This window comes from Fulvitalea axinellae (assembly GCF_036492835.1).
Taxonomy (GTDB): Bacteria; Bacteroidota; Bacteroidia; order Cytophagales; family Cyclobacteriaceae; genus Fulvitalea; species Fulvitalea axinellae.
Genome location: NZ_AP025314.1, coordinates 782344 through 800201, shown reverse-complemented (window position 1 = coordinate 800201; position 17858 = coordinate 782344). Strand labels below are relative to the sequence as shown.

Genomic DNA, 17858 nt, shown 5'->3' with positions numbered 1-17858 from the left:
AGCCGACGACTGATCAAGACCAGAACGACTCCCGTTACAAGCATAACAAAATAGACAATTTGAAAAACAACGACGTTACTAACGCCTTCCACTATAGGATCCATCTCCACAAAAGTTTATTAGTGAAAAAATTATCGGAAAATTTATTTTTTATCTACCCCCCACTATTCACTCACACATCAAAACACAATGCACTCCGAACATAACCTTGAATACATGATTAAATGTAGGTGTTTTTACTAAATTAGCATATACACACCCATCTGGTTATATCCACTTCACCCTGAATGGATAAATTCATATTATTTAAACTAATAAAAATGAAGCTAATCGTAAAATGTCAAAAATGTCGTAGTGAAATCAAATTTCCTCATAAAATTGATGATCGGCTAGAGTACGCCAAGAACGTGGACGAGAATTTCACACTAAGCTGTTCCTCTTGCAATACCGAACATGAATATCATGTCGATAACATTGTCGCAACCGATTACACCTTGGTTGAAATTCTTAAAAACAGGGTCATTCTGTATTCGATCAGTTTTGTGGCGGTCGCCGTAATCTCCTTCTTTTTTATAGGCTCTTTGTATCTCACCTTTTTCGCTTCTATCCTTATACCTTTCATCCTGATGATTAGAGCAAAGTCCAATGACTCGAAACAGAATTTGGAATTTAACAGGCACAAAGTCAGGGGGCGCCCTTCCGGGATTGGGATGAGACGATAATGGCCCGTACCATATACAAAAAGCGCCTAAGCATAAAGGCTTAAGCGCTTTTCAATATCTATCCGCTGAAAACGACACTCAGTATTTTTGGCTCGAAAACACCGCTTCATTAAGTTCCTCCACTACCATTGCCCATAAAGCTATCAAGGGCTCTCGACTAAAACCGAGAAAATACTCGAACTAAAACCTTAATTAAAAGAAAAGCGCCGTGATCACGGAATTTCCAATGGAAAAACCATCAACTCGGCGCCTTCATATACACGGGTTTGGATAAAATTCCTTTTTTAGCGACGGACCACTATTTTTCGTTTCACGGTATCACGCTCGGTAAAAACCCAGACAGTGTAAACACCCGGAGACAGACCCGACAAGTTCACGATGCCCTCACCGGCTACCAGTTCCCTGTCCGCCACCAAACGGCCGTCATTGGAATAAAGCTTTATGGCTTTTATCGGCTTGCCTTTTTCCGCTTTAAAGTTGATCTGCCCATAGCTCGGGTTCGGATACACCTTAAGCTTGTTGTCCATCTCAATATCCAGCACATTTTCGGTAACGGGCGCTTGTCCATCCACTTTGATCACAAAACGCTGTTCGGTCTCATTTTCTCCGTCAGTTGCGACCAGCACCACCCCATACTCGCCCGTAGTCGGCGTGGATCCTTTCAGCGTTCCGGTACCGTCATCGTCATTTTCGAATTCCAGCCAATCCGGCTTCTGTTTGACTTCAAGGTCGGGAAATTTTCCGTTGGCGTCAAAAGCCACGACGGCGTAACGGAATTCCTCATTTCCCTTAATAGCCGTGGCCTTGGGTTGGGTTTCGAAAAACGGCGGCACATTTTCGTCATCGGTAAGCGTGTACTGGTAGTAAGAGTAGTTTTCGTCGCCCTGCGACAAATTCATGTGGATAATCTTATAACTATCCTCGCCAAAAGTACTGATGGCAAGGGTAAACATATGGGTGTTGTCGTCTTTGACATTACCGCTCTGTTCCCCCAGCAATTCCATCTTCCTGTTATAGACTTTCGCTGTCAAGGTATATTCCCCCTTGGCCAGCGCCTCCTTTGTGGCCGCCGTAACGAACAGGTAGCGCGGAAAACTTTTCCAAATCTTATGCACAGCCCTAAACGGCGCGATATTCAAATTATCGTTCGCCACTACCGCAAAAGTCTGCGACTCTTCAAGTCCCGAGTCTTTGTAGGTCACGGTAATATCGGCACGGCCAAACCGCCCTGTAGGCGTGCACTCCAAGGTTATGGCGTATTCGCCGTTAACGGACGTGACTTCGCTTACGGTAGCTTGGCAAGTCTCCTCGCCTTTTACCGATACCGAAACATTCCCTTGGTCAAAAGCGCCGGGATAACGAATTACCACCGTTCGCTCGAATGTTTCAGGCTCTTTGGTATGTATTAAAGTGTCGGCGATAGCCCGGAACTTGAGCTCGCTTTCCTTGAAACGCTCCTCGTATTGGCTGTTTGGGTTGCCCCAATCACGGTACCTTACGGCTTCCCCGTTTTCGATCCTGAACTTACCGTCAAACATAGAGAAAAAGCCCTCGTCCACGTCGTTTCCGTATTTGGTCCAATCAAGCCCGTCTTCGGAAAAATAAAGCCCCCACTTCTTGTTGTGTTCCGATAAACGGTACCCGAAATACGGATCGGCCACCATCCTCCAGAGTTTTCCGTTATATTCGAAAATCCCGCCGTCCACATTGTCGTGCCAGCTGTCGTGCTCCCAATTTTTCTCTTTCCAGTTCTCTCCGTCTTCGGTATAGGTCACCGTGCCGTTAAAATGTTCTTCGGCATAGGAAAGGAGTTGTTTCTGACCGTTAAGGATCATCAGTTTCCCCTTGAATATGATCACCTTTGGGGAATAAAGCCCGTAAGAAGAGCTTTGCAGAATTTTTCTTTGCTTTTTCCATGAGGTGCCGTTGTCCGACACCCATATATCGTTAAGGCCTTTGGACGACGCGCCGGACTTTCCTCCCCCTATCAGGTAAATCCTGTCGCGGAATACCAAACAGCCCACCGAGGCCCGGGCTCCCCAAGGGCCACTCCCCTCTTTTGTCCACGTCTTCCCGTCGGGACTGCTCCAGATGTAATTGTTCTCCGTGAAATTTTGGCTACCGCCGAAAATCCAGTGTTTGCCCTTAAAGAATACCCTTCCGTATCCCCCGTATTCCGTAGCGGGATCTTGGGCCTGAGCCGTTATAAAGACAAGTGCCGAAAAGACACCGATAATAAATGTTCTCATAATCAAAAAAAGATAGGTGCGTCCCGCAGCAGTAGCGAGACGCAAAAATTCATGTGTTATGATTCGGAACGCCCAAGCTTCAAGCGTGAAAAACGAGGCGTTCGATAATGAAGAGGGGAGAGTTGCTAAAACGTTGCCTGTGTCTGTCGATTTTTTGATTATTGACACCCAAAAAACAAAAAAAGCCCCAGTACGGGGCGAATCTTGACCTTCTGACATTCTATAAACATTCGTATTATACTATGTCCGACTAAACTGGAATTTTGGACACTTAAGCGATGACAGTAAATAGAAGGAAGGGATAGCAAACCCTATCCCCCAACCCTATCTTCAAAACCTAAAAACCAAATTGACCTGTAAAACCGAACTTCTCACTTCTCCACTTAGCCCTCCAAAGTCGCTTGCGGGCCATCCTGTCTCCAACGGATAGTTCATTGCGTTCGTAACGCCCAAAGTGTACCTGACATTTACGGCCAGGTTTTTCATGAGATCATAGCCGACTCCAAACTGTAAGTCAAACTTACCGTCTTTGAAATATCCACTTGCGTCTCCACTGCCACCTTTTTCTTTTATTTTTCCCCAAGTAAGAAAACCGACCTTGGGGCCAGCCTGCAAACTCAGCTTCTCAGTCGCATAATACTTGAAAATAATCGGCATGTTAATATACCCCAAGCTTACCTCCGCACGGCTTCCGTTATCAAACTTAATGCCTTCTACCGAATAGATAAATTCAGGCTGTATCGCCCATTTTTCCGAAAGTCTATAATCAAAAAGAAATCCGGCCTGAAAGCCCGTCTTAGGAGCGACTTTCATAATATTGTCGCCATAATAAGAAGAATAAGCGACACCCGCCTTCATTCCAAACCGTAACTTTTTTTGGGCCAAAAGGTCCGTTGAGGCAACCAGCGAACACAAACACATCAACAAATAAAAAGATAATTTTTTCATAAAAAATAACTTAAAATGTTAATTAAATCTTTCATTAGCCTCAATATGTATTGTTTCAATAATAAAAACTCACACCTAGTTGTTAAATCATGTTAATTGTAAAAATCATTTACATTACGGACAAATCGATTCGTCCGCCTAGTCTGCTAGCTTAAACAGGCTACTAGTTTTCGCCAATCCAATCGGACAAGATGTCAAGCACCGCTTCCCTATTCGGTTTCTGTGGCATAGAAACGGAGGCGACGATCTTCAGCAACGTTCCAAACGAAGCGCACGAACTACATATAGGATATCTATAGAGTCTCAAAAAATCCTGGGATAAAAAACAAGCCGTAAACACGGACAGGAAGTCTGTTTTTACGGCTTCGATATTGTTGAATTAAGGAAGTTTTGAAATAAAGCGTATAAGACAAAGGCTAAACAGCTCTTAGGTCGTATTTCCGAAGACTTGAATACTGGTAAAATGCAATGATCGCTCCGCCTTGTACAGGGTAATATATCAGAACATTAAAGACATGCCTAACTGGAAATTTGAGCTTCTGGCCTCCCCTTCTATTCCACTACCAAACTGATAAACAGAGCTGTACATAGCGTCTGTCACCCCCAGAGTATAACGCAAATCCAAGCTTAGTTTTTCCGTGAGTTCATACCCCGCACCAAAGTTAAAATCAAATTTGGCATCCTTAAAATGGCCTGTCACGTCGATATCTTCCCTTTTAGTCTTTTGGGCACCAAGTATGATAAATCCAATCTGGGGCCCTGCCTGAATATTGATCTTGTCGGTTAAGTAATACTTCAACATGAGTGGTATGTTCGCATAGTGCGAGTTTATGTCCATATCAACATCACCGTCAGTTTTTACACCTTCCAAGGAATAAATAACCTCTGGCTGTATGGCAAACTTTTCAGAGATTCTGTATTCGGCTAAAAAACCAGCCTGATAACCAACTTTCGCTTTGACATTTTTGAGGTGATCACCATAAAAAGAAGAATAAACCACTCCTCCCTTGAATCCAAAACGAAGCTTTTTTTGGGCATGTAGAGTCGTAGAAGAGAGAATTACAATCAAGCAAACAAATAATTGAAAATTAAATCTTTTCATTAAAATATTTTTAAAAAAGAATCAAAATGCATGGTTACACACCAAATGATTAAAAATAAACACTTTTTATTATGTATAAGTGATTTTTTAGCAAAAAAATGGAGGTCTAACGTAAATCCGAGAGATTAAGGCGGTCAAAATGCGCTATAAAAAGAAAACCGGTCAATGACCGGCTTCCTTTTTAGATTCTTTCAAGATCAGTTCTGCACCGACTCCACGGTGAAGGTCTCGTCTTCAAAAGTCACGACACCTTCGCCCAAATGCCCTTGCATCACATAATTATTGATGTAAGCGAGGGCGGCCATACGAATCAGTTCAGCCAAAGCGTTGCCCTTGGCCTGCTTCCCGTTCTCTTTGAGAAGCTTGATCTCGCCGGCTTCCTTGCGCTTTTCCAGCGAACGGGCAAGCTTGCGCTTTTGGGCGTCGGCCAAGTCCCGCTCAATCTGCACGTCAAGCCTACGGTCAGGATCGTTCTCCTTGCTCAAGATAGTCTCGGCGTTGTCAATCAGGGCCGTGAACTCCTTGAGCTTAGTGCGGGTACTTTCGTTTTGCGACTCATACACCTCTTCCTTCCGGGTGGAATAAAGAGCGTCAAACTCCTCTTTGCTGGCCCAAGTGGCCATCTCATTGAGGAGTACCTGGCATTCCATAAGGTCGCTGGCGGCCTTGGGATACCTCTCTTCAGGGAAAATCGAATAAGCGGACAGTGTTACTTCCACAGCTTTTTCAATTTCGTTCAAAGATCAAGGCCCGGCTACGTGCCGGACATTATGAAGAGAACCAAGTTCTGTGCCGGCGATGGGAAAAAAGGGTGACTGGCCAATTTTTTTTCGAAAATAGATCCGTATCGCTTTACACCGGGCTTGATTGGTTACCTCAGCGCCTCAATCTCATCTATGCTCAACCCAGTGGTTTGGGATATTTGTTCCGATGACAAGCCTATCGTCAAAAGATTCTTAGCAACCTTTACCACACCCTCTTTCAGCCCCTTCTCCAAACCTTTCTCAAATCCTTCCATCTCACGGTTTTCCAATGTTCCGTAGTAATCACGCAAGATTTTCAGCGATTCTCGGTAGTCCTCCAATTGGACAGGAGTATACTTCGCGATCTCAGCGGCGTCAAAAAATTTCTGAAACACCCGCTCTTGAAGTTGCAAGGGACGGTCAGTCAAGCGGTTAAGATTGCGCAATAGGTAGAGCCACTTGTCAAACCGTGTTTCGAGTTCGTGGAGTTGCTTTCGGAATTTCGGGGTTTCCAGATATATAAAGGTAAGCTTATCGTAAAAGACCTTCTTGGTCTTGATGTTCATCAGCTTGACCTGGTGCAGAAGCTCGTCTTCCTCATGTTCATCAAATACGAAATCCATAATACAGACTGTGTACACCCCTTTAAGCCTGAACTTCCACTCAGTGCCGGGCTCAGCCTGCTCCTGTATGGGAAAGGAAGCGTAATACAGGCTACGGTCCTTAAAATTAGCCTGCTTGGCCCGCTGCAATTCGATGATAAACTTCTCCCCATCTTGGTTTTCACAGTACAGATCGAAAATGGCTCGCCTGTCTTCGGCGGTGCGGGCATAATGCTCGTTTTTGTGAAAAGAAAGATCCTTAATATGGTCCTCTTTCGGAAGGAGTTGGTTAAGGAAATCGATGAGGATATCCTTATTCTGGTCTTCGCCAAAAAGTTTTTTAAAGCCGAAATCGGTGAAAGGGTTTATGAATTTCTCGGTCATGACTTTGCCATTTTCGTCCACCTTAAAGATAAGAGACCCGGCCGGATTTGGCAATTATCGGATTAACGGAGCTCAATCGAACCTATTAGAATACCGCCTCAAGCATCTAAACCATCAAACCTTCCCCTTCTCCACCAACTTATCTTCACCCCAAACGCTAGCCACAAACCGCGCAAACTCCTTCTGCCCCGGCATATTGTACAGGGCATAAAATCTCAGTATTGTAAAAGGCAAAACAGGAAACAGGAATACGGATAGGAACACATAAAGCATGGTATACTTCAGCTTTAACCTACTCCACTCTACGGCATCGTCTACCACCGAATTATCAGCGGTCCGTACCCCGTAAACGATTTTCAGCTCTTTGAAAAGGCGAATGGGAAGGATATGACTGCTTGCCACATAGGCGATCTCAACACAGTCTCCAACATTCAAAAAATCCCTTGTTTTGCTCAGTGTCACCGGGTTTTCAAGCACTACCTCATTACCGTCCTGCGAAAGCACAATATTTTTATAGGTATACATGTTCCCGTCCGAATTGTGAAGGCTCCAGGATGTGACAGTTCCCTTGATTGTCTTAAGTTCCATGCTATTTCCATTTATAAGTTTGACAACTTGATAGATCACCACGCCACACTCGGAAATATTTGCGGAGCGGATTCCAAAAAAATAAAGTAAAAGTCATCCTGTCAAATCCGAACAGGCTTCATCCTCAATATAAGGATTTTACGGTAATTTCCGAGGCAATATGAAACCTTGATTAAGCTGGACTTGAGAAAGTGTCCGCAAAAAAGAATCAGTAAAAATGCACGGGAGCTAATGCAACACCCAAGAGAAGTCTAGCCAAAAATTTAGCGCTCCAAAACCTCACGGAAAACTCTCAGTTTTTGATCAACCGATACAAAAAACACTGTCTTAAAACCAAAAAATCCGGACACGAGGCCCGGATTTTTTTATTCCGTAAGAAATATTGAAGAAAGGAATCGTTTTTCCGGAATTCCGGGCATGGTTAAGCGACCGAAGAAAGTGTTTCGGTGAGGAACGTTACGCTGATTTGTTTTTGGACGGGCTGTTTTTCGGGTTCGGGTCTTCGTTTTTGCGGGACCTGTTCCCGGAATTCCTTGTTTACTTTGGCCTGTCGGCGGAGCAGTTGTATCAGCTCCTTTAGCTGAAGGTAGTGGTAGGGTTTGGAGTCTCGGGGAGTGCGGAAAGGACTGCGCTTCCGGACTTGGAGCAAACGGAGCCAGTCGGGCGTGCCGAAGCGGTTGCGGTGGTAAGTTTGCGTATCGGAATACCAGGCCACTAGGCTACGGTCCATATGCGGGACGCATATCCGGGTAAAATAGAAGCCCTCGCGCCGGCCGGGCCTTGCGCCGAGGGCCGATACCCGCTGGCGGGCTTCGGACAGCTTGTGGGCCGTCTCGGCGTTATAGTCGCCGGCCATATGGTTGCGCCCCAGCTCCCGGCTTACCGTGGATGGCGAGCGCCGGAGCATAAAGGCGATACGGCGCAGGGAGTCGCCCCGCCCGGAGGCAAGTTGGATATACCGGCGTTCGGCCAGGTTGAGTCGGCGGTATGGGTGTTTTTTCGGCGTAGCCACGCTTTGTTATTCGCCATTCCCGTACCGTTTGGCTCTCGGAGCAAAGTGGTCCGCGTAAGTTCCGTGGTATGAAGGGGCGCTTTCCGCTCCGGGCCGGGCGTATTTAGCGCTATTTTTCGTAATTTTGAGCCGAACTAGGGCCTTGCCCGAATGAATTCTCTCTAAGCCATGAACGAACGCTATATGCAACGCGGCGTGTCCGCCTCAAAAGAGGACGTGCACAACGCCATCAAGAACATCGACAAGGGGCTTTTCCCGAAGGCCTTTTGCAAAATCGTACCCGACCACTTGGGCGGCGATCCGGAATTCTGCACCGTAATGCACGCCGACGGCGCAGGCACCAAGTCGTCGCTGGCCTATATGTACTGGAAAGAGACCGGCGACCTGTCGGTTTGGAAGGGCATAGCGCAAGACGCCGTGATCATGAACGTGGACGACCTGATCTGCGTAGGAGCCACGGACCGCATCCTGCTCTCGTCCACCATCGGCCGTAACAAGAACCTGATTCCCGGCGAGGTGATCGCCGCGATCATCAACGGTACCGAAGAAGTGTTGCAGACCCTCCGCGACAACGGCGTGGACATCATCAGCACGGGCGGCGAAACCGCCGACGTGGGCGACTTGGTGCGCACCGTAATCGTGGACAGCACGGTGACGGCCCGCATGCGCCGCGACAAGGTGATCTCAAACGACGGCATCAAGGCCGGCGACGTGGTGGTGGCACTCGCCTCTTACGGGCAGGCCACTTACGAGACCGGCTACAACGGCGGTATGGGCAGCAACGGCCTTACCTCGGCCCGCCACGACGTGTTCGCCAAGGAATACGCCACCAAATACCCCGAGAGCTACGACGGCGCCGTACCTTCGGACTTGGTCTTCAGCGGATCGCGCAAACTCACCGACAAGGTGGAAGGCTCGCCAATCGACGCCGGGCAGTTGGTGCTTTCGCCAACGCGTACGTACGCTCCGGTAGCAAAAAAACTTATCGACGAATTGGGCAAAGAAATCCACGGCATGGTACACTGCAGTGGCGGCGCGCAGACCAAGGTGCTTCACTTCGTGGACAACCTGCACGTGATCAAGGACAACCTGTTACCGATTCCTCCGCTTTTCCGCATGATAGAGGAAGAGAGCCAGACGCCTCGCCAAGAGATGTACAAGGTATTCAATATGGGCCACCGCCTGGAGGTATACTTGGATCCGTCGCGCGCGCAAACGGTTATCGACGTAGCCAAAAGCTTCGGCATCGACGCGCAGATCATCGGCCGCGTAGAGGCTTCGGACAAAAAGAAAGTCACTATCAAGGACGATAAGGGGACTTACGAGTATTAATCCCTTTTTTATTAGTAAAGGGTAAAGAGTACAGGGTAAAGAGTAGCCGGTTCGGATTCTCCGCCATTGTTTGGGGAGAGGGATAGCTAGTTTTTTACTTTGTACTCTTTTTTAAGCAGAAAAAACTGCTTTAGATTCTTTTCACTTTGTTGCTTCTTCCCAATCAGGATTTATTAGGGCATACCGAAACTCGTCTTTCATCTCGCCGTCTTTTATTACAGCCTTTTCCAGAATACCTTCAAACTTAAAACCCGCCTTCTGAAGACATTCGCCAGAACCCGGATTATCACCGAATACGCCGGCATACAGCCTCACCAACCCCAACTCGTCAAAAGCGTAATGTATCATCCTCTTGATGGCCTCCGTCACTATTCCTTTGTCCCAATAGGGTTCGCCTAACCAAAAACCTATTTCCGCGCTGAGTCTATAGATGTCCTTTTGGGGGATTAAGGCTATTACGCCTACCAATTCATCTTCAAGTTCTATCACGAAGGTCATTTGCGGCGCTTCCGATTGGCAAAAGCCGATAAACTTGTCGGCGTCGGTGACCGTGTATGGAAACGGGACACAGTCTTTCAGATTTTTCGATATTCTTCTATTATTAAGCAGAAGCGCTATGCGCTCGGCGTCTGAGCCTCTAAATTCCCGGAGTGTCATAAGTTTTGGCAATAAAATTTGAAATCGCCACGGGGCAAAACACGGCAATGAGTTTCCGTAAAAAAGGAATATCACCAATGTTTCGTATGTGTGTGCGGTACAGTTGTTCCAGCAAGAAGCGAAAACCGGATACGAAAAACAAAAGCCCGAACAAGAAGTACGGGCTTTCGGGGTGTAGTTTCGTCAAAATAGCTTAAGCGGGTTGCTCCGCCAGTTGGCCACGGGTCTTTTTGTACTCGGCCCAATCAAATTTTTTGAGAAACGTCAGCGCCTTTTCCGCACCGAGCATAAAGAGTTTTTGACGGGTTTCGGCGTTCATGTTAAAATCCAGCCAATTGAACTTCTCGTCGGCGTCAATCCTGCATATCAGTTGACGGTAATCGGGGTTTTTGAGCAAGAAATCATAATCGTGGATTTGTCGCATGGTACTAACCATCGCCCCGCAAAGGCCCAGCAAAGTATCGGTTGTACTAAAAGCCTCACGGTAATCGCTAAGCCTTACGCCAAAGGTGGGTTTGCGCAACCGTTCGTCTTTCTTCTTATGGAAAACGTTAATCGGGAAGTTGGAGAGCATTCCGCCGTCCACAAAACGTACGCTTTCCGGCACCGGTCCAGTATATTTCGCGTACTTGTCCCAAGCGGGGTCTTTAGTCTTTCCGGCGTTGGGAAGTTTGCTCAGTTTCAACGGTTCGAAAAAGAACGGAATCGACATGGAGGCCCTCACCATTTGGCCCGGACTGGCGGTTTCTGGATCACTCCAGTAAAGTTCCGCCATCCGTGGAAAATCGACCTTCGTGTGGGTACTGATATCCGAAGCGATTATGGCTAGCCCCGGCTCAATATCCCTCACCGGCTCGCCCGTTTGCGTATCCTTCAATCCTTCGGGCAAAACCTTGCGTTGCGTCTCCAAGTCCGCCATCGTGCGGACACCCTCCTTCGCCAGCTCCGCCCCTATCCAATCTTCGAACTTCTTACCGGGATTCAAGCCCAGTTTGGCTTTAATCGTTTTATATATCGACATCGCGTTCCAAGCCAAAGACCACCCGAAGCTCTCTTTCTTAATGATTTTGTCGATAATCTTCCTCACCGCCGGGCTTCCGTCCACAAAATCGAAAAGGTTTTGCCGGTCAAGAATATCCAGAATCTTCTCGGATTTCGCTTCGCTGATTTCACCCAAACCCGCCATCATCATGGTGTTGATGGCTCCGGCGGAGGTTCCGGCCAAACTGAAAAAGCGGATACCGGCATGTTCGAGCACATAGGTGTAACCCACCAATGCGATACCCAATACGCCACCGCCCTCCTGCACGAGGTCTACGTACTGGTTGCCCTCGGCGTCAGTGATGTCGGAATAGGTTTTGTTTTCGGGAATTTCGGACAAAATTTCCCTGATACGGTCATTGTCAGTGAAGTTGGTGGCCATGGTTTAGGTTTTATGATGGAAAAATCCGGTAACGAAGAGTTCGTTCCGACAGGAAAGTGCGTAAGACGAGAGCCGGCGAGGTTGTTTCCCTAGAAAATTGTCCGGCGAAAGAGTAGAAAACCGAATGCGCAAAAACCCGACTGTAACCAAACGGCAAACGGATTCCGGAATCCTTAAGCGCAATCAAAAGGATTGGAGCGGATTAAAAAAATGTAATTCGGGAAAATATTACACCTGAGGAAATTTCAGCAGCGTCAAGGAATTTTCCGCACGCCACCCCGTTGGGCAAAAAGTCGTGCGGAGAATTCCGCCTATGGATTTTTGGAGAAAAAATCTCCACGGACATGTGTCCGTTTGGCATATTGCCGTTTTTTATACGTTGAAAGCTTCCGGGTATTCAATCTTCCCTTCCACGCCCTTAAGCCCGTTTTCGACCAATTCCAACGCCATACAGTTCTCTTTAGGCACTTTGAACGGCATTGAAATCCCGAAACTGTCGGCGGTTTTGTAACCGAAACGAGGATAATATTCAGCGTGCCCCAATAAGACAACCGATTTGTACCCCAAGGCCAAAGCCGCCTCGTGGGCTTCGCGGATCAATCTCCCCCCTATACCTTTGCCTTGATATTCCGGCAAAACCGAAACGGGAGCCAAAGCCAGGGAAAGGCAACTTTTCTCACCGTTTTTGATTCTTATCTCACTAAGCAGTACATGCCCCACCACATCACGACCGTCAAGGGCCACCAAAGAAAGCTCCGGAACGAAGTCTTTCGATTTGCGGAGGCGATCCACCAAAAAATGTTCTTTTTGGTCGCTTAGCTCCTCTTTTTCAAAGGCTTTTTCGATGAGTTTGGAAACGGCTTCATGATCTGCCGGGATCTCTTGCCTAATGTGAATTTCCATGTTACGTATTTACTTTGCGTTTCAAAAAATCCGGACGTTTCCGGCTGTTATTAAGATAAGAATAAATCCGCCTTTGCGGAATAGCGCCCCGCCGTCCAAAGCAATATTCTTGTACAAAGAGAACGCTTTGTAGCTTTTGTCATATGATAAAATTCCCCGCTGGGCTGGTGAAAAAAAGGCGAAAGGAAAACAGCCCCGGCCCCAAGGTGTTTACCCGTTGATAGATTACCTTTTTCGGGAGAAAAAACTGAAAAACAATGAGTCTGATAAAACGTAACCAGGGATTCGTTCCCAGCCTGACAGATTATTTCGAAAATCTTATGGGCCGGAACATCTTCGACATGGAGTCGGGACTAAAGGCGAGTTTGCCCGCCTGCAACGTGAAAGAAACCGACAAGACCTTTGAGGTGGAACTGGCGGTGCCGGGCATGAAAAAAGAGGATTTCGATATTCATATCGAAAATAATATGCTTTCGATTTCCTGTGAGAAAAAGGAGGAACATACCGACGAAAACCGACGTGGCCGTTACACGCGCCGCGAATTCAGTTATTCTTCGTTTCGCCGGACATTCTCATTGCCCGCCTCCGCAGATGCCGACAAAATCGACGCGTCGTACAAGAACGGAATGCTGGACATTTCCATCAAGAAAAAAGAAGGCGAGGCCAATGACGGGGCCAAACGTATAGATATTCACTGAGTATTTGTGTGATTTGACAATTCGGGAAGCTCCGCACTGTAGCGGAGCTTTTCACGTTTAGGGCAACACGTAAACGGTCTGTTTTTCCCTAAAAGAATCGCCGTCGGGATTAGTGGCCTCGATGTAGACGATATACGGCCCGGGCGTAAGCCTGTTGTTCGAATCGCCTTCGCCGGCCCATTGCCATTCGTTCTCCATTCCAGCGGAATAGTTTTCCGCAATCCGTCGAACGGGTTGGCCATTGGAGGAAAAAATCGTGATCGAAACGTTCCAAGCCGATTTTTCGGGCGAAAACCGTAACGATAGGAAATCGTCATGGCCATCGGGTTGCGGATCCAATGCCCTCGGACTTATTTCGAATCGGTTTGCGGTGTTCTCGTTACGCCGGGTCTGGGAATTGGGCAATCCCGGCGTAGCGTAACCGGCGGAGGCCGAAGCGGTAAACCAATTCTCCGGATCAGTTCCGGACCTTTCCGCCCTGATCTTTTCGTATGATACGCCCTTAAAGTCGCGCAAAGGGGCTTTTCTTATTTCCGGTCCATACTTGGCGTGGTCGATAACTTTACGTTCCAGTATATTCACCAAAAATACATCTCCTTTGTCCGCATCGAAATTGGGAAGCTTCTTCGAAAGAATAATCCTAGCCTCGGCACTTTTCGGATAATGGTTTTTCACGATAACAGGATCTTCACTAAACGCCACAATCTCCCCCGGCCCGATCGGGGCGGAATATTCAATCAGAGGATCAAATTCTATCCCCGAAAAATCGGTCGAATCCTTTAAAACAGCAATCTCCGCAAGATTCAGATAACTATCGGACAAGTTCTGGATCTCCACAAAATCCTTCCCTCCCGATTTTGGATCGGACAAGATTTCATTGATCACAAGATCGCCGAAACGGGCTTTTTCCAAGCTGCCAAATCTCACAGTGTTATGCGCTTCGCTGATGGTATTGCCCGCACAGTCTTTTAGGTTTTTGAACGTTAGCGTGTATTCCGTTGATGTTTCGAAAGGAGCCTCGGCTATCAGCTTCCAAATTTCGGGAGTCGCCTCGCTTCGGGAGAACTCACGAACAGTAATCTCCGGACCCAATATCCAAGACGTATTTTCATCCAAAAACACTTCTTCGTCAAAAGTGATATAAGCAGTATCGTTTATCGCATGGGCCGTCAACGCTTTGGGCTTGGTATTATCCGGGCGTTGAGTTCCCGGACTGTTGTTTTTCCCCGGCGTACCTCCCGCTCCGGCTTGCGAAGGATTCCAGTTTTTCGCTTCAGAACACGGCCAATAATCCGCCGAACGTTCAAGAGAACGCCCCGAAAAGCCTTTCATCCATTTTTCCTGATAAACCAACCGGTCGATTACCGTCCCTTCAGCATTTGACAAACGAAGTTCATCTCCGCTAATATTCGGCGTTGGAAAAGATTTTAAGCCAACCGCATTTCCATGCCCAAGCAATCTGTCAGAATGTGAAACGGAAGCAAGGAGCAAAAGGCCGTGAGGCTCTATAAAAGCATCGGGAATAATCGAACTTTTGCTTTTATCCGAAAATCTCCAGCCGATCAGAAACACCGGATGTTCGGTCAGATTCTTCACCTCGACATAGCGCAAGCCCGTCAACGGACCGATTGACGGCGAGGAAGCCATAATTTCCGAAAAGACCAGATCGCCGGACTGTGGTTGATATGGAATTCGGTAAGTGAACTTTGCATTCGAGTCCCGCGCAATATTTCCGCTTTCGTCACTGATCTTTTTCAGCGAAAGTTCATATTCCAAACCGTCAACCAACGACGAAGAATAAAGCTGGACTTCTTCTCCTAGAAAGTCTACGCTATCGATTTCCACTCCTAAAAGCCTGAAACGGTCGGGCGAATCATTTTTCGATTCGGGAACCGGTTCATTAAATAGCACACTAACCAAACCGGGCTCCTTCGCTTCGACGCCGATTAGCTCAGGCGCTTGGGAATCACGGATAATTCTGTGCACGGAACTCGGCAAATATTCGCCCGAAGCCGCTTTAGTTACCGGCAAGCGGAGTCTGATTGTATCCGATACAAATTCTTTGTCAAAGCCGATTGTCAAACGATTCTCACTCACATGAACCGCTGTCGCTTCTTGTCCATTCGCCGAAAATCCGCTGGGCTTGGGCTTTATAATAGGTTCCTGAAAATCAATATCGATAAATCGGGAACCGGAAAGCGCAAGCCCCTCCACACCGGTTTCGAAAACAGCGAGCGTATCTATTCTAGAGCTTTTGTTTCCGTTAATATCCGCCAAGCTTCCGACTTTGATATTGACCAGAAGCCCCTCTTTCAGCTTTTCGGAAAGAATAATCCTGAACTCCTGTTCGTCGACCTTTTCGACAGTCCGAACATTATGTTCCGCATCAATATCGCTTTTTGCCAAAGCGTTTTCCAACGCTCTAGAATATCGTATGCGAATCGAACTGTCGCTCTCCACCCAAATGCAGGAAGCCGAAGTCTTCCGAAAATCCAACCGGTAATATTTCGTTTCCGACTGAATATTACCGTTCAAATCCTGAAGCGAACGGCTCTCAAGCACAAACACTTTTTCCGGAAACGACGACGAAGCGACCAACAAGCGCTTCTTCGGCGCATACGGATTTACCACAACTTCTTTCAGCCCGGGCCCTTCGACAAACCTGTAATCGCCGATTTCCGAATCGAGCAAGTCCTCATGATACCGCAACAATAGGCTATCGGAAGAAATAAAAGTTGCGGAAGCGATTTTGGGAGGCCGATTGTCATATACGATTTCAATTTCCGAATCGGTCTCATTTCCAAAAACATCCGCCACACCGTTTACACTGAGCGCATAAACTTTTTCCTCTTTCAGTTTTCCGGAAAGGCCAAGCTTTACGCTTTTTTCGTCAGGTAATAATTTGGGGATAAAAGAAAAATCGGACTCAAGAATCCGATAATGTTCCGGCCTCTCTGCGGATTCGGCGCTGAGGTTTTCTTCAAAATACAAAACCACGGTGTCAGGCGCCGGAATATCGGCCGACAAGAGCTTCGGCGCACGGGTGTCCCAAACGATTTCCTGTTCCAACGCCTGCACTAGCTCGCCGTTTTTATTTTGAAAAGGAAAAACAGCGAGACGGTATTTCTTATTTGCCTTAAACCGGTCGGGAAAGAAAAGGCGGGTCCGTTTTTCATCCAAAGGGAAAACCTGTGCGGGAACATTGTCGGGAAGAATCCGAAAGCTTTCGGCATAAAAGCCCGTCACCGGTTTTCCCCAAATTATCTCGACACTGTTTTCATCGACTATCCTCGCCGTTTTTTTGCTGTCAAAAGTATTGAAAACGATCAGCGTATCAGACATCTCATTTCCCTGAAGATCCTTCAGCCCGTTTATCTGTAAACTGTATTCCGAATCCGGTTTCAGCGATTCGGCCAATCCAATCCCGATTTTTTTGCCTTGGGAATCTCTAATCTGAGTTTCTGGTCCGTCTTCTATCCGAAAAGATACCTGAGACAAATCCGCCGATTCATTCACATAAACATTGAATCTGTCAAGGCTAAGGCAAGCCACACCGACAACTCTGGGCGCCTCGGTATCATGAATAATCTCCGCTTCGCCAGAAAATGGCCTATCCAGACAATCGAAAAGATTACTGAACTTGACCAAAAGCCTTTCGCCCGAAGCGGGAACTTGTCGCAATGTCAAAATCAGGCTTTTTTCATTCGATACGGCTTCGGCAGGTTCGCCATTCACGCTGACTTCCCATCCCGGCCTTAGGGAAATCCGCTGGTCAAATTCCAATGTCAGATGATCCGATCGAAGTTTATGACCAATCAATCTCGCCGTCGGGAAACTTTCCGACCCCTTGTATACGCTGTTCGCAAACCCCGGAGTACCGCCTTTTTCCGCTACGGAAGCTTGCCAAAGAATTTCTTTGTGACACGCCTTAGCTGGGTTGCTCCGCTCCAAACTGATTCCCCCACCATAACCTTTTCCGAAAAGGGAAAGCGAATAACACAGCGAGTCCACAGTTATACCTTCACTGTTTTTTATGATAATACAATCCTCGTCGTTATTCAAAGCGGGCCAGTCCGCAAGGGCCACAACCTTTACGTTCTCAGGAAAAAGATGAGATTTCGATTCGGGGCACAAAACCAAATATTCTTCTGCCAGAGCCTCCACATCGGGCATAGCGACAGTGCTACGAGCATCGGAGAGTGTCCAGCCGGACAGATGAACGGAAACCGACGCAGTGTTTTGTATTTCAATATATTCCGATTCCGGTAGCCCTTTGGACGGTGTCGGGTCGGCTAAAATTTCATTAAGACGAATATCATACTGTTGCGAGCTCGCATTTGAGCAGGTAAGGCAAAAAAAGGCGCATGTAGCCAAAAAATATTTCGCCACCCCGGCAACCAAACTGCCACTACAGGAATAAAACATAAGAATTACCTTTAAATTCAGAATAAGATTTTGATTAAAACTTCTTTTCTATCGAAATAATTGTCTTAAT

Annotated in this window: 13 protein-coding genes; 2 read left to right on the top strand and 11 right to left on the bottom strand. The window is 47.1% G+C overall.

The window, feature by feature from the left end; all coding sequences use genetic code 11:
* Positions 1-1006: 1006 nt before the first annotated feature.
* The 7 genes from AABK39_RS03300 to AABK39_RS27685 all read right to left on the bottom strand — a co-directional run bounded on the left by AABK39_RS03300 (position 1007) and on the right by AABK39_RS27685 (position 8350).
* Complete coding sequence (locus AABK39_RS03300) at positions 1007-2971, bottom strand: T9SS type A sorting domain-containing protein (RefSeq protein ID WP_338393494.1); 1965 nt, start codon at positions 2969-2971, stop codon at positions 1007-1009.
* A 330-nt stretch (positions 2972-3301) separates the two neighbouring features.
* A complete protein-coding gene (locus AABK39_RS03295) occupies positions 3302-3919 on the bottom strand; it encodes a porin family protein (RefSeq protein WP_338393493.1) in 618 nt (205 codons plus the stop codon).
* Positions 3920-4418: 499 nt separating this feature from the next.
* Positions 4419-5021 (bottom strand): porin family protein, encoded by a 603-nt coding sequence (locus AABK39_RS03290; RefSeq protein ID WP_338393492.1) that lies wholly within the window; start codon positions 5019-5021, stop codon positions 4419-4421.
* A 197-nt stretch (positions 5022-5218) separates the two neighbouring features.
* Complete coding sequence (locus AABK39_RS03285) at positions 5219-5740, bottom strand: hypothetical protein (RefSeq protein WP_338393491.1); 522 nt, start codon at positions 5738-5740, stop codon at positions 5219-5221.
* 152 nt (positions 5741-5892) lie between these two features.
* Positions 5893-6750, bottom strand: a complete 858-nt coding sequence (locus AABK39_RS03280; RefSeq protein WP_338393490.1) for an Rpn family recombination-promoting nuclease/putative transposase — start codon at positions 6748-6750, stop codon at positions 5893-5895.
* A 114-nt stretch (positions 6751-6864) separates the two neighbouring features.
* Entirely contained in the window at positions 6865-7338 is a 474-nt protein-coding gene (locus AABK39_RS03275; RefSeq protein ID WP_338393489.1) for a hypothetical protein, read from the bottom strand.
* Between the two features lie 421 nt (positions 7339-7759).
* Positions 7760-8350, bottom strand: a complete 591-nt coding sequence (locus AABK39_RS27685; RefSeq protein WP_421825153.1) for a helix-turn-helix domain-containing protein — start codon at positions 8348-8350, stop codon at positions 7760-7762.
* A gap of 168 nt (positions 8351-8518) precedes the next feature.
* On the opposite strand from AABK39_RS27685, the gene AABK39_RS03265 reads away from it, so the two are divergent.
* On the top strand, positions 8519-9682 hold the full coding sequence (locus tag AABK39_RS03265; protein WP_338393488.1) for an AIR synthase related protein: 1164 nt from the start codon (positions 8519-8521) through the stop codon (positions 9680-9682).
* A gap of 141 nt (positions 9683-9823) precedes the next feature.
* Here the strand turns inward: AABK39_RS03265 and AABK39_RS03260 are convergent, their stop codons facing one another.
* The 3 genes from AABK39_RS03260 to AABK39_RS03250 all read right to left on the bottom strand — a co-directional run bounded on the left by AABK39_RS03260 (position 9824) and on the right by AABK39_RS03250 (position 12665).
* On the bottom strand, positions 9824-10339 hold the full coding sequence (locus AABK39_RS03260; RefSeq protein ID WP_338393487.1) for a GNAT family N-acetyltransferase: 516 nt from the start codon (positions 10337-10339) through the stop codon (positions 9824-9826).
* A gap of 193 nt (positions 10340-10532) precedes the next feature.
* Positions 10533-11762, bottom strand: coding sequence for a patatin-like phospholipase family protein (locus tag AABK39_RS03255; RefSeq protein WP_338393486.1), 1230 nt, complete (start codon positions 11760-11762; stop codon positions 10533-10535).
* A gap of 372 nt (positions 11763-12134) precedes the next feature.
* The gene (locus tag AABK39_RS03250) at positions 12135-12665 is read right to left on the bottom strand and encodes a GNAT family N-acetyltransferase (RefSeq protein ID WP_338393485.1); all 531 of its coding nucleotides are present in this window, start codon (positions 12663-12665) and stop codon (positions 12135-12137) included.
* 257 nt (positions 12666-12922) lie between these two features.
* Between AABK39_RS03250 and AABK39_RS03245 the strand changes: the two genes are divergently transcribed.
* On the top strand, positions 12923-13363 hold the full coding sequence (locus AABK39_RS03245) for an Hsp20/alpha crystallin family protein (protein WP_338393484.1): 441 nt from the start codon (positions 12923-12925) through the stop codon (positions 13361-13363).
* A 57-nt stretch (positions 13364-13420) separates the two neighbouring features.
* Here the strand turns inward: AABK39_RS03245 and AABK39_RS03240 are convergent, their stop codons facing one another.
* Positions 13421-17788: a lamin tail domain-containing protein gene (locus AABK39_RS03240; RefSeq protein ID WP_338393483.1), complete on the bottom strand. Its 4368-nt coding sequence runs from the start codon at positions 17786-17788 to the stop codon at positions 13421-13423.
* Between the last annotated feature and the right edge of the window lie 70 nt (positions 17789-17858).

Bases quoted from the DNA above. Each gene is read 5' to 3' on its own strand.
- AABK39_RS03250 (WP_338393485.1), bottom strand. From the start codon at position 12,665: ATGGAAATTCACATTAGGCAAGAGATCCCGGCAGATCATGAAGCCGTT.
- AABK39_RS03260 (WP_338393487.1), bottom strand. From the start codon at position 10,339: ATGACACTCCGGGAATTTAGAGGCTCAGACGCCGAGCGCATAGCGCTT.
- AABK39_RS03240 (WP_338393483.1), bottom strand. From the start codon at position 17,788: ATGTTTTATTCCTGTAGTGGCAGTTTGGTTGCCGGGGTGGCGAAATAT.
- AABK39_RS03300 (WP_338393494.1), bottom strand. From the start codon at position 2,971: ATGAGAACATTTATTATCGGTGTCTTTTCGGCACTTGTCTTTATAACG.
- AABK39_RS03245 (WP_338393484.1), top strand. From the start codon at position 12,923: ATGAGTCTGATAAAACGTAACCAGGGATTCGTTCCCAGCCTGACAGAT.
- AABK39_RS03290 (WP_338393492.1), bottom strand. From the start codon at position 5,021: ATGAAAAGATTTAATTTTCAATTATTTGTTTGCTTGATTGTAATTCTC.
- AABK39_RS03280 (WP_338393490.1), bottom strand. From the start codon at position 6,750: ATGACCGAGAAATTCATAAACCCTTTCACCGATTTCGGCTTTAAAAAA.
- AABK39_RS03255 (WP_338393486.1), bottom strand. From the start codon at position 11,762: ATGGCCACCAACTTCACTGACAATGACCGTATCAGGGAAATTTTGTCC.
- AABK39_RS03275 (WP_338393489.1), bottom strand. From the start codon at position 7,338: ATGGAACTTAAGACAATCAAGGGAACTGTCACATCCTGGAGCCTTCAC.
- AABK39_RS03265 (WP_338393488.1), top strand. From the start codon at position 8,519: ATGAACGAACGCTATATGCAACGCGGCGTGTCCGCCTCAAAAGAGGAC.
- AABK39_RS03295 (WP_338393493.1), bottom strand. From the start codon at position 3,919: ATGAAAAAATTATCTTTTTATTTGTTGATGTGTTTGTGTTCGCTGGTT.